The following is a 10,313-nucleotide window of genomic DNA, read 5'->3' as shown; positions in this document are numbered from 1 at the left end:
CAAAATGCGCCTATAGAGTCCGGGCTAGTCGTCGCAAATCGATGGTCTTCAGGCGCTTTGCGGCCCTCATTCCTTCCCTTCGCTACTTCTTAGCTCCAGGCCCCGATTGTCGGGTCCAAGAGAAGGAATATCACTATGCCTATCGGCACCGTAAAATTTTTCAATGAGTCCAAGGGCTATGGTTTCATCGCACCGGAAGGCGGCGGAAACGACGCGTTCGTGCACATTTCGGCCGTTGAACGCGCCGGCATGTCGACGCTCAACCAGGACCAGCGCGTTTCGTACGAGCTGGAAGAGGACAAGCGCGGCAAGATGAGCGCCGTGAACCTCGCCAGCGCATAAGCACTGACGAACTCAAGTTTTGGCCGCGGGAGCAATCGCTTCCGCGGCCATTTCTTTGTCCGGCGAAGATTGCGTTTTACCCGCAGCTGCACGCCGGCTTGGGTGCCTTGGGCTTGGGCGCGGTGGTGGCATATTCCGCCGCGGACAAGTCTTTGCTCTTGTCGCCGTCGGCCTCGTTGAACTTTTCGATCGTCTTGACCGCCCATTCCTCGAACGACAATTTGCCGTCCTGGTTGAGGTCGAGCTTGGCATAGGCCTTGCGCCGTGGGTCGACCAATTCCGCAAGCGTGATCCGCCCGTCCTTGTCCTTGTCGGCGCGGGTGAATCGCTTCTGCTCCTTGCTTGCGGGATCGGCAGTCAGCGCGCGCGGTATCCGCGCCAGGCTGATCGGCGCAACATTCGCGGCGAGGCGCGGTGGCGGCGCTGCGGGCACAGCCGGGCCCTGCGCACGCCCCTGCCAGATGAGGAACGCGCCCGTTACGAGCAACAAGGATGCGATGGCACCGGCGAGGAAACGACCCATTGGCCCCTCCAAACTGAAAATCGATCCGGCGAGCGAAGGATTATGCCCAAAGCGGGCGAAGTTCAATGCATTCAGCCGATGCGCCCGGTGAAGCGGTGGGCCAGCAATGCGAGCGCGCGCGCTGGCGTGGCCTCGGGCTCAAGGGTCGGCGCTCGCCTGGTATCACGCGCGGCAAGTCGGGCGAAAGCCGTTACTGGCCGCAGCGCGGTGGGAAAAATGTGGCTCGGGACCACGCAATCATTGGGAAATGCCGCATGCCCCCGCCGCGCCGCCCGCGCAAAGGCGTGCAGCTTTCCAGCGTCAGCCAGTTTGCCATCCTCGGCCTTAAGCAACCGTCCGCCAATCGCAAACAACGCCGCCCCGCCATCCCCGATCCGGTCGCTGTCGGGTTCCTCGTCAAGCAAGCTTGCATAGCCATCCTCAAGCGACGCTAGCGCCGCCCCCGTCACGCCGCGCGGCAGCAGATGATCGGCAACCGCCTGCAATCGCGGCTCGGGCGGCGGTTTGTCCACATCGAGCCGCTCCAGCGCCTCACGCCACCACGCCAGCCGGATCGCGCCCAGCGCCGGCTGGGTCGAGCTCGCCACCACCTCGGCCATCACATCGTCGATCGCGAACAAGGCATCGAACGCGGGCCGAAGCGCGACCGGCCAATATAGCCGGACCAGCGCCCGGTCGGTCAGCTCAGCGATAGGTGACAGCCTTCACCGCCGTCACGACGTCCGCCGCATTGATCAGCGCGAGCTTCTCGAGGTTCGCGGCATAGGGCATCGGCACATCCTCGTTGGTCACGCGGAGCACCGGGGCGTCGAGGTCGTCGAACCCCTCTTCCATGCAGATCGCCATGATTTCCGACGCGATCGAGCAGGTCGGCCAGCCTTCCTCGACCACCACCACCCGGTTGGTCTTGGCGAGGCTCGTCAGTATCGCCGCCTTGTCGAGCGGTCGCAGCGTGCGCAAATCGATCACTTCGGCGTCGATCCCTTCACCCGCCAGGGTCTCCGCCGCCTGAAGCGCGATCCCGACACCGATCGAATAACTGACCAGGGTCACGTCCTTGCCCTCACGCATGGTCCGCGCCTTGCCGATCGGCAGCACGACGTCGCCGTCGGGAACGTCGAAGCTGACTCCGTAAAGCAACTCATTCTCGAGGAACACGACCGGATCGTCGGTGCGGATTGCCGCCTTGAGCAGCCCCTTGGCGTCAGCAGCGTCATAAGGAGCGATGACGATCAGGCCGGGAACCGAGGCATACCACGGCCCGTAATTCTGGCTATGCTGCGCGCCGACCCGGCTCGCCGCCCCATTGGGGCCGCGGAACACGATCGGGCAGCGCATCTGGCCGCCGCTCATATAATTGGTCTTGGCCGCCGAATTGATGATGTGGTCGATCGCCTGCATCGCGAAGTTGAAGGTCATGAACTCGATCACCGGCTTCAGCCCGCCCATCGCCGCGCCGGAACCGATCCCGGCAAAGCCATATTCGGTGATCGGCGTATCGATCACGCGGTCGGGGCCAAACTCGTCGAGCAGGCCCTGCGTCACTTTGTACGCGCCCTGATATTGCGCGACTTCCTCGCCCATCACGAACACGCGCGGATCGCGTCGCATCTCCTCCGCCATCGCATCACGCAACGCTTCGCGGACGGAGGTCGAGGTCGTCGCAGTGCCCGCCGGGACATCGGGATCCATGGCAACGGTCGTGACAGACTTGGAGGGTAGGACATCCGTTCGGCCTGAGCTTGTCGAAGGACTGTCCTGCTTGGCTTCCGGCGCAGGGGAAGACGGGGCTTCGACAGTCTCAGCCCGAACGGTTTCGGCCGTTTCGTTCGAATCTCCGCCCATCAGCGCGATCACGGTGCCAACCTTGACCCCGTCCGAACCCTCGGCGACCAATATCTTGCTGATCACCCCTTCGTCGACCGCTTCGAATTCCATCGTCGCTTTGTCGGTCTCGATCTCGGCCAGGATGTCACCGGAGACGACGCTATCGCCTTCCTTGACCAGCCATTTGGCGAGCGTGCCTTCTTCCATCGTCGGCGACAGCGCAGGCATCTTCAATTCGATGCCCATCAGTAGGACTCCACCAGCACGTCGGTAAATAATTCGCTCGCCTCGGGCTCGGGCGCTTCCTCAGCATATTTGGCAGCATCGATCACGATCTGCTTGATTTCGCTATCGATTGCCTTGAGCTCATCTTCTTTCACGCCAAGCTTTTGTAGCGCCTGACTGGCATGTTCGATCGGGTCGCGGCCTTCGCGGTACGACTGAACTTCCTCTCGGCTGCGATATTTGGCCGGGTCGCTCATCGAATGGCCGCGATAGCGATAGGTCAGCAGTTCGAGGATGATCGGCCCCTTGCCCGCCTGAGTCCACGCCATCGCTTCCTCGGCCGCACCGCGCACCGCGAGCACGTCCATCCCGTCGACCTGGATGCCGGGGATTCGGTGGCTCTCGCCGCGCTTGTAGAATTCGGGCTCGGATGACGACCGCTCGACGCTGGTGCCCATCGCATAATGATTATTTTCGATCGCGTAGATCACCGGCAAGTCCCACAGCTTCGCCATGTTGAAGCTTTCATAGACCTGGCCCTGGTTGGCCGCGCCGTCGCCGAAGTAAGCGAGGCACGTGCCACCATCCTTGGCATATTGATGCTTGAACGCCAGGCCGGTGCCGAGCGAAACCTGGGCGCCGACGATGCCGTGACCGCCGTAAAAGCCATGCTCGACCGAGAACATATGCATCGATCCGCCCTTGCCGCGTGAGATGCCAGCGGCGCGCCCGGTCAGTTCGGCCATGATCAATTTGGGATCGATGCCGTAGGCCAACATATGGCCATGATCGCGATAGCCGGTGATGACACTGTCGCGCCCGACCTTCATCGCCGACTGCAACCCCACCGCGACCGCTTCCTGCCCGATATACAGGTGACAAAAACCGCCGATCAGCCCGAGGCCGTACAATTGCCCGGCGCGCTCCTCGAAGCGGCGGATGAGCATCATCTGCTTGTAGAAATCGAGCAGTTCGTTCTTCGACGCCTTGAACGGCTTCGGTTCGCGGGGGCGTTCGCGATTGGGCAGTTTCGGCGCTGCGGGCGCGGCAGCCTTGGGCGTCGCGGATCGAGCCACGTATATCTCCAATGTCTGTTCGTTGGCGCGCTATAAGAGCCGCAAGGGCCTTTGGGCAATGCCGCTGAAGCGCTCAGTCGAGCGGAACGATCACTTCGTCGGGGCGGATCAGCCCGAGATCCTTGCGGATCATTTCCTCGCCAAGGTCGGGATCGGCCTTTTGCGGGTCGAGCAAGGCCGAGCGATGGCGCAACCGGTCGCGTTCACGCTCGAGGCTGGCGAGCTCCGCCTGACGCGCCGCAAGGTCGCGATGATAGCCGCCCCAGGCAAACAGGCCGTTCGGTCCGGCGACCGCGTGACCGGCAAAACTGCCGATGATGATCAGCATCAGCGCCGGCAGTGCCGCGCGACGGATCATCCCCAAGCTTTTGCTGGCCCCTCTCATAAAGAGACAGAATCAGAATCGGTGTGGAGAATCAAGCACTTTTGCGACGAATCCAATTTTTGACCGCCATCCCGCCCACGAACCACGCCGAATCGCCGAGTTCGTCGCTTGATCAGGGCACCACAGCCCAAATCAGGTAAATGATGATTAGCCCAGCGAGCATCGCCGAATTGACCGCCTTCGAACGGCTGATGATCGCAATAGTCATCGCTGCCGAATAGAGCGCGATCGAGATCAATTGGACGCGCCCTGGCTTGAATTCCGCGAGTATCACCAGCGCCGTTAAGGTCACAAGACTGACCACCAGGATCGGCGCCAGTACCTTGCGCCGATGAGCGAGATAATGGTCGTCGAAATCGCTGCCTTCGCCTGGCTCGTCGGGAAACACGAACGAGGCCGCAAAATAATAGACTGCCGCTGCGCCCAATCCGCAAAGCAGAACGCCGTAATTGACAGGAAGCGCGCTGCGGACGGTCCACATCGTTGACCACCACGACAGCAGGTCCATCATCACGAACACCGCCAGGGCCGGGGTCAGCAAACCGACCCGATAGCGCCCGCGCGACTTCATCACCCGGACGAAATCCGCAAGCAATTCGACCAGGGTGAAGCCGAGCAGCAGCCCGAACACCGAGGCGACGAAATTGAATGCGTCCATGATCGGGTGCAGGCCTAGCGCCGTGCGGCGCGGATCGCCGTGCGGCCCGGATAAACCGCAATGTCGCCCAATTCCTCCTCGATCCGCAGCAATTGGTTGTACTTCGCCGTGCGGTCGCTCCGCGCCAGGCTGCCGGTTTTGATCTGGCCGCAGCTCAAGGCAACCGCCAAATCGGCGATGGTCGAATCCTCGGTCTCGCCCGAGCGGTGCGACATGATCGCGGTGTAGCCCGCCTGCTGCGCCATGCGCACGGCGGCAATGGTCTCGGTCAGCGTGCCGATCTGGTTGACCTTGATCAGGATCGAATTGGCGATCCCGTCGGCAATCCCCTGCCCCAGCCTTGTCGTGTTGGTGACGAACAGATCGTCGCCGACCAGCTGGACGCTATCGCCAAGCTGCTCGGTCAGCGCCTTCCAGCCGGCCATGTCATCCTCGCCCATGCCATCTTCAATCGAGATGATCGGATAGTCGCGTGCCAATTCGGCAAGGAACGTCGCATTCTCCACCGGCGACAGCGTCTTGCCCTCGCCCGTCATGCGATACACGCCGTCCTTGAAATACTCGCTCGCCGCGCAATCGAGCGCGATCGTCACGTCGTCGCCGAGCGAGTACCCCGCATCGCCGACCGCCTCGCCGATCACATCGAGCGCTGCGCGGGCCGATGGCAAGTTGGGCGCAAAGCCACCTTCATCGCCGACCGCGGTGTTAAGCCCCCGGCTGTGCAGTCGCGCCTTCAACGCATGGAAAATCTCGGTCCCGCAGCGCAACGCCTCGGAAAAACTTTCCGCCCCGACCGGCATGACCATGAATTCCTGGAAATCGATCCCATTGTCGGCATGCGCGCCGCCGTTGATGATATTCATCATCGGCACCGGCAGCAGGTCGGCCGATACGCCCCCGACATAGCGATATAGCGGCAATCCGCGCGCATCGGCTGCGGCGCGTGCGGCCGCCAGGCTGACACCCAAGATCGCGTTGGCGCCGAGTCGGCCCTTGTTGGCGCTGCTGTCGAGGTCGATCATCACCGCGTCGATGGTCGATTGGTCCTCAGCGTCGAACCCGACGATATGATCGGCGATCTCGCCATTGACGTTGCGCACCGCCTGATCGACGCCCTTGGCGCCCCAGCGCGTCTTGTCGCCATCGCGCAGCTCGACCGCTTCATGCGCCCCGGTCGATGCCCCCGATGGCACGGCGGCGCGGCCCATCGAGCCATCTTCCAGCGTGACATCGACTTCGACCGTCGGGTTGCCCCGGCTATCGAGGATAGTTCGGGCATGGATATCGACGATCGCGGTCATATATTGGTTTCCGTGCTATGATATGCGCTCGGCTCTATACGGGGGGCGGCAGGTCACGCAACTAATCCGGCGCTGGCCTAGGCGGCACTGGAACGAGGCTGGGGAACGAAGCTGGGGCACGCGGGGTTTTCAGGGATGAACAAGGAGTATTGTGATGATCGATCAGAATGACCACCTTCCCGAAGGTACCGACTCCATCGTTGCCGGAGCGTCCGACATTGCACTCAATCAGGAGCATTCGACTGTGACCCAGCCCACCAAACGCGGCCAGTTGGTCGACAAAGTGAAAACCAGCAGCGGCAAGCTCGCCGACCAGGCTGCCGACAAGACCCGCGGGCTCGTCGGCCAGGGTCTCGAACGTTCGTCCGAAGCGCTCGCCAGCGTGTCAAAAATGGTCGGCGATACCGCCGCCGGGATCGATGAGCGGCTGGGTACCGAATATGGCGATTATGCCCGCAAGGCGGCCGACGCGATCGACGGCGCAGCCAACAGCCTGGCGTCCAAGACCCCCGACGAGTTGATCGACGATACCCGCGATTTCGTGAAGCGCAGCCCCGGCATCGCGCTGGCCGGCGCCGCCGTGGTCGGCTTCGTCCTTGCCCGCCTAGTCAAGACCGGCCTCGACAGCGACAAGCCCAAGGCCTGACTTTGCCAAAGGATGGCGCGGACATGGGCGAGCAGCAGCCTGACTTGGATGAGGCGCCAATCGGCGAATTGTTCGGTCGGCTGATCGACGACGGCAAGGCGTACGCCAAGGCCGAAGTCGATCTCGTCCGTGCCCGTGGCCTCGCCCAGGCCGACCGCGCCAAGCTTCCCGCCATTCTCGGCGGCGGCGCCCTTGCCTTCGGTTTTGCCGGCGTGATTGCGCTCGTGCTGACGCTGGTCCTGTCGCTCGCCTCGCTGATTGGGCCGCTTGGCGGCGGGCTGCTCGCTACCGCCATCACCATGCTGATTGCCGGCGGGCTTGGGATGGCGGCGCTCAAAAGCTGGAAGGCCGGCGCATGAACGCGCGGATCATCGCGGCCGAGGCCGATGTTGCCGAGGCGCGCGAAGCATTGATCGACACCGCGCGCGAGTTGCAGCAGCGGCTCCAGCCCAAGACGCTCGCCCGCGAGGCGTGGGAAAGCGCCAAGGTCAAAGGCGCCGATCTGGCCGAAGATGCGGTCGATGCGGTCAAGCGTCGGCCGGTTGCGACCGGCGGAGTGATCGCAGCGATTGCGATGTTCCTCGCCCGCGATCCGATCAAGGACGGGGTCAGCCGCCTGTATGACGCCATGACGTCAACCAAGGAATCCGATCAAGTTGTTGCCAAGGCACCGGCCCGCAAGCCGGCCCCACGGCGAAAGCGCAGCGCGCCGCACCCAGCGCGCAAGACGGAGAGCAAGTGATGAGTGCCAAGAAACCAGCAAAATCCACCCCCAGCCTGGCCGACAAGGCGACCGACGCAATCGACGGCGCCAAGGAGCGCGCGATCACCGCTTACGACAGCGCCCGCGACACTGCCGCTGCTGCCGGCAAGAAAGCCGGCGACCAGCTCGGCGAAGCGCCGCTTGCGGTCATCGCCGGCGGCATAGCGGCGGGCGCGATCCTCGCCGCTTTGCTGCCGACCAGCCGCCGCGAGAAGGACTTGCTCGCCCCGGTGACCGACAATATCCGCGACCGGGCAAGCGCCGCGGTCGAAGCCGCCAAGACCGCCGGTCAGGCGCGTCTCGATGAGCTTGGCCTGACCCGCGATGCGGGCGGCCAAGCGGTGCGATCGATCGTCGATGGTGCGACACAGGCGCTCAAGGCGTCGGCCAAAGCCGCTGCAACCAGCGTCCGCGGCGACGGCTGAATGCTTGAAACGCTGAATGCTTGAATACCCGGCCGGTTCGCTGCTAGCGAGCCGGCCATGAGCAAGCTTCACCTGGTATTCGGCGGGCGGGTCAGCGATCCGCAAGGCCTCGACTTCACCGATCTCGCGAATCTCGACCTGGTCGGGATGTATGACAATTATGCCGACGCCGAGGACGCATGGCGCGCCTCCGCCCAGCGCACGGTCGACGATGCCGAAATGAAATATGTCGTCGTCCACTTGCATCGGCTGCTTGAGCCTGACGGACTGACGGCACCGGTCTCAAGCGCGACGATACCGCCACAGCAATAACGGCTTTTGCAACAGCACGCCGGCGATGAACCCGCCGATATGCGCGCCGGTCGCCAGCAACATTCCCTGCTGGCCCATCAGATAGCCGATCATCCACTGCAGCACGACCCACGCGATCATCAGCCAGGCGACGTTGAGCCAGCGGTTCAGCTTGAAGGAGGCGACGATCCTCTTGGGCTGGCCGAAACTCACCGCATAGGCCCCGACCAAGGCGCTGATCGCCCCCGACGCGCCGATCGTCGGGCTGGCCGACATCGGGTCGAGCAGATATTGACCGGCCGCAGCGGCATAAGCGCCGATCAGGTAGAGCAATACCAACGGCCCCGGCCCGAGCACGCTTTCCACCTGCCGCCCGCAATAAGCGAACAGCAGGAAGTTCATCGCCAGGTGAAGAAAACCGGCGTGGACCAGGGTCGCGGTCAGCGGGGTCAGCCACCACAGCACCGACGGGGTGACGGCGAACCCGCTCACGCGCGCCGGGATGAACCCGAGCGCGGTCGCTGCATTATTTAGATTGCCGGTCGCGAGTATCCCGAGCGAGACCAATCCGGTCACCGCCATCAGCACTATCGTCGCGCGCTGGCGGAGCAGCATCCCGGTTCCTAAACTTTGCGGCCTCAAATGAATTCGAGCTTGGAAATCTCGTAATATTTCTCGCCCGACGGGGTCGTGACTTCGACATCCTCGCCGACCAGTCGCCCGATCAGGGCGCGTCCAAGCGGCGAATTATAGCTGATCCGCCCGACCCGGGCATCGGCCTCGGTCTGGCCAACCAGCTGATATTTGATCTTCTTGGATTCCTCGTCGACCAACGTGACGGTGGCGCCAAACACCACTTTGTCGCCCGAAAGCGTGGTCGGATCGATCACCAGCGCGCGCGCCAGTCGGTCCTCGACGTCGGCAAGCATTGCCTCGATCTGGCCCTGGCGTTCCTTGGCGGCATGATATTCGGCATTTTCGCTCAAGTCGCCATGCGCGCGGGCGACCTCGATCGCCTCGATGATCTCGGGCCGCTCGAGCTTGAGGCGCTTGGCCTCTTCCTCCAGCAGGCGGTGGCCCTCCTCCAGCATTGGCACTTTTTCGCTCGACATGCTCTTAACCCCTTGGCTCAAAACCCCTTCGGCGAGCGCCTTGCCTCACCGGCGGCGCCACGCATCTTTTCCGAAAGGCTTGATGGAAAATCAGTCTGTGGAGGGTGAATAATAGGCCTGCAACGAGCGGACTTCAAGCGCCCGACCCGCACCAAGCCCACGCAACGCCTTGATTGACCGCGCTGCAGCCAGGCTCGCCGCCGCTGTGGTGAAGTAGGGAACCTTGCGATTGAGGGTCGTCGCGCGGATCGAATAACTGTCTTTGAGCGACTGCCAGCCCTCGGTGGTGTTGAACACCAGTTGCACCCCGCCATCGACCAACCGGTCGACGATATGCGGGCGGCCCTGCGCCACCTTGTTGACCTTTTCGATCGGAATTCCTTGCGCGGCGAGATGATCGGCCGTCCCGCCGGTGGCGATGACCCTGAACCCGAGTTCGATCATCAGTCGCGCTGCGGGCAATATATGATCTTTGTCGCTATCCTTGACCGAGATGAATACTGCGCCGCTGTCAGGAAGGATGACCCCGACCCCGAGTTGCGACTTGGCGAAGGCAATGTCGAAATCCTTATCGATTCCCATGACTTCGCCAGTGCTTTTCATTTCCGGTCCCAACACCGGATCGGTCCCGGGGAAGCGCGAGAAGGGGAAAATGCTCTCCTTGATCGCGACATAATCCAAGTCGCGGTCGATCGGCAGATACGCGTCGAGCGATTCGCCCGCCATCACCCGCGTCGCA

At 63.0% G+C, this 10,313-nt stretch carries 15 protein-coding genes and 1 pseudogene; 6 read left to right on the top strand and 10 right to left on the bottom strand.

Going from position 1 to position 10,313, the window contains the following annotated elements:
- The first annotated feature begins 135 nt into the window (after nucleotides 1–135).
- Entirely contained in the window at nucleotides 136–342 is a 207-nt protein-coding gene (locus RMN73_RS00735; protein WP_309601405.1) for a cold-shock protein, read from the top strand.
- Nucleotides 343–418: 76 nt separating this feature from the next.
- Here the strand turns inward: RMN73_RS00735 and RMN73_RS00730 are convergent, their stop codons facing one another.
- The 7 genes from RMN73_RS00730 to eno all read right to left on the bottom strand — a co-directional run bounded on the left by RMN73_RS00730 (nucleotide 419) and on the right by eno (nucleotide 6,337).
- Nucleotides 419–865, bottom strand: coding sequence for a histidine kinase (locus tag RMN73_RS00730; protein ID WP_309601404.1), 447 nt, complete (start codon nucleotides 863–865; stop codon nucleotides 419–421).
- 71 nt (nucleotides 866–936) lie between these two features.
- Entirely contained in the window at nucleotides 937–1,485 is a 549-nt protein-coding gene (locus RMN73_RS00725) for a hypothetical protein (protein WP_309601403.1), read from the bottom strand.
- Nucleotides 1,486–1,549: 64 nt separating this feature from the next.
- The gene (locus RMN73_RS00720) at nucleotides 1,550–2,938 is read right to left on the bottom strand and encodes a pyruvate dehydrogenase complex E1 component subunit beta (protein ID WP_309601402.1); all 1,389 of its coding nucleotides are present in this window, start codon (nucleotides 2,936–2,938) and stop codon (nucleotides 1,550–1,552) included.
- Entirely contained in the window at nucleotides 2,938–3,993 is a 1,056-nt protein-coding gene (pdhA, locus tag RMN73_RS00715) for a pyruvate dehydrogenase (acetyl-transferring) E1 component subunit alpha (RefSeq protein WP_309601401.1), read from the bottom strand. Before pdhA ends, RMN73_RS00720 begins: the two co-directional genes overlap by 1 nt.
- Nucleotides 3,994–4,066: 73 nt before the next feature.
- Nucleotides 4,067–4,378, bottom strand: coding sequence for a septum formation initiator family protein (locus RMN73_RS00710; RefSeq protein WP_309601400.1), 312 nt, complete (start codon nucleotides 4,376–4,378; stop codon nucleotides 4,067–4,069).
- Nucleotides 4,379–4,490: 112 nt separating this feature from the next.
- A complete protein-coding gene (locus RMN73_RS00705) occupies nucleotides 4,491–5,036 on the bottom strand; it encodes a hypothetical protein (RefSeq protein WP_309601399.1) in 546 nt (181 codons plus the stop codon).
- A 14-nt stretch (nucleotides 5,037–5,050) separates the two neighbouring features.
- On the bottom strand, nucleotides 5,051–6,337 hold the full coding sequence (eno, locus tag RMN73_RS00700) for a phosphopyruvate hydratase (RefSeq protein ID WP_309601398.1): 1,287 nt from the start codon (nucleotides 6,335–6,337) through the stop codon (nucleotides 5,051–5,053).
- Nucleotides 6,338–6,491: 154 nt separating this feature from the next.
- On the opposite strand from eno, the gene RMN73_RS00695 reads away from it, so the two are divergent.
- From RMN73_RS00695 to RMN73_RS00675, 5 genes are read left to right on the top strand one after another with little or no spacing between them, the layout of a single operon-like run.
- Nucleotides 6,492–6,983, top strand: coding sequence for a hypothetical protein (locus tag RMN73_RS00695; RefSeq protein WP_309601397.1), 492 nt, complete (start codon nucleotides 6,492–6,494; stop codon nucleotides 6,981–6,983).
- A 23-nt stretch (nucleotides 6,984–7,006) separates the two neighbouring features.
- On the top strand, nucleotides 7,007–7,342 hold the full coding sequence (locus tag RMN73_RS00690; RefSeq protein ID WP_309601396.1) for a phage holin family protein: 336 nt from the start codon (nucleotides 7,007–7,009) through the stop codon (nucleotides 7,340–7,342).
- A complete protein-coding gene (locus tag RMN73_RS00685) occupies nucleotides 7,339–7,725 on the top strand; it encodes a DUF3618 domain-containing protein (RefSeq protein WP_309601395.1) in 387 nt (128 codons plus the stop codon). The genes RMN73_RS00690 and RMN73_RS00685 overlap by 4 nt, the downstream gene beginning before the upstream one ends.
- Nucleotides 7,725–8,171 carry a hypothetical protein gene (locus tag RMN73_RS00680; RefSeq protein ID WP_309601394.1) on the top strand — a complete coding sequence of 149 codons (447 nt, stop codon included), beginning with the start codon at nucleotides 7,725–7,727 and terminating at the stop codon, nucleotides 8,169–8,171. The genes RMN73_RS00685 and RMN73_RS00680 overlap by 1 nt, the downstream gene beginning before the upstream one ends.
- 57 nt (nucleotides 8,172–8,228) lie before the next feature.
- A complete protein-coding gene (locus RMN73_RS00675) occupies nucleotides 8,229–8,483 on the top strand; it encodes a DUF4170 domain-containing protein (RefSeq protein WP_309601393.1) in 255 nt (84 codons plus the stop codon).
- On the opposite strand, the gene RMN73_RS00670 is transcribed toward RMN73_RS00675, so the two are convergent.
- The 3 genes and pseudogenes from RMN73_RS00670 to RMN73_RS00660 all read right to left on the bottom strand — a co-directional run.
- Nucleotides 8,454–9,077, bottom strand: coding sequence for a rhomboid family intramembrane serine protease (locus RMN73_RS00670; RefSeq protein WP_309601392.1), 624 nt, complete (start codon nucleotides 9,075–9,077; stop codon nucleotides 8,454–8,456). The two genes, RMN73_RS00675 and RMN73_RS00670, sit on opposite strands and share 30 nt — an antisense overlap.
- Nucleotides 9,078–9,100: 23 nt before the next feature.
- Nucleotides 9,101–9,574: a transcription elongation factor GreA gene (gene greA, locus RMN73_RS00665; RefSeq protein WP_309601391.1), complete on the bottom strand. Its 474-nt coding sequence runs from the start codon at nucleotides 9,572–9,574 to the stop codon at nucleotides 9,101–9,103.
- 90 nt (nucleotides 9,575–9,664) lie between these two features.
- Nucleotides 9,665–10,313 (bottom strand): annotated as a pseudogene (locus tag RMN73_RS00660) (carbamoyl phosphate synthase large subunit); the annotation flags it as partial.

This window comes from Sphingomonas sp. (assembly GCF_031372575.1).
Classification (GTDB): Bacteria; Pseudomonadota; Alphaproteobacteria; order Sphingomonadales; family Sphingomonadaceae; genus Sphingomicrobium.
This window is presented reverse-complemented; position numbering and strand designations above follow the sequence as displayed.

Coding starts and splice junctions, on each gene's coding strand:
- RMN73_RS00720 (WP_309601402.1), bottom strand. CDS start 2,938: ATGGGCATCGAATTGAAGATGCCTGCGCTGTCGCCGACGATGGAAGAA.
- RMN73_RS00695 (WP_309601397.1), top strand. CDS start 6,492: ATGATCGATCAGAATGACCACCTTCCCGAAGGTACCGACTCCATCGTT.
- eno (WP_309601398.1), bottom strand. CDS start 6,337: ATGACCGCGATCGTCGATATCCATGCCCGAACTATCCTCGATAGCCGG.
- RMN73_RS00680 (WP_309601394.1), top strand. CDS start 7,725: ATGAGTGCCAAGAAACCAGCAAAATCCACCCCCAGCCTGGCCGACAAG.
- greA (WP_309601391.1), bottom strand. CDS start 9,574: ATGTCGAGCGAAAAAGTGCCAATGCTGGAGGAGGGCCACCGCCTGCTG.
- RMN73_RS00710 (WP_309601400.1), bottom strand. CDS start 4,378: ATGAGAGGGGCCAGCAAAAGCTTGGGGATGATCCGTCGCGCGGCACTG.
- RMN73_RS00730 (WP_309601404.1), bottom strand. CDS start 865: ATGGGTCGTTTCCTCGCCGGTGCCATCGCATCCTTGTTGCTCGTAACG.
- RMN73_RS00705 (WP_309601399.1), bottom strand. CDS start 5,036: ATGGACGCATTCAATTTCGTCGCCTCGGTGTTCGGGCTGCTGCTCGGC.
- RMN73_RS00685 (WP_309601395.1), top strand. CDS start 7,339: ATGAACGCGCGGATCATCGCGGCCGAGGCCGATGTTGCCGAGGCGCGC.
- RMN73_RS00675 (WP_309601393.1), top strand. CDS start 8,229: ATGAGCAAGCTTCACCTGGTATTCGGCGGGCGGGTCAGCGATCCGCAA.
- RMN73_RS00735 (WP_309601405.1), top strand. CDS start 136: ATGCCTATCGGCACCGTAAAATTTTTCAATGAGTCCAAGGGCTATGGT.
- RMN73_RS00670 (WP_309601392.1), bottom strand. CDS start 9,077: ATGCTGCTCCGCCAGCGCGCGACGATAGTGCTGATGGCGGTGACCGGA.
- RMN73_RS00690 (WP_309601396.1), top strand. CDS start 7,007: ATGGGCGAGCAGCAGCCTGACTTGGATGAGGCGCCAATCGGCGAATTG.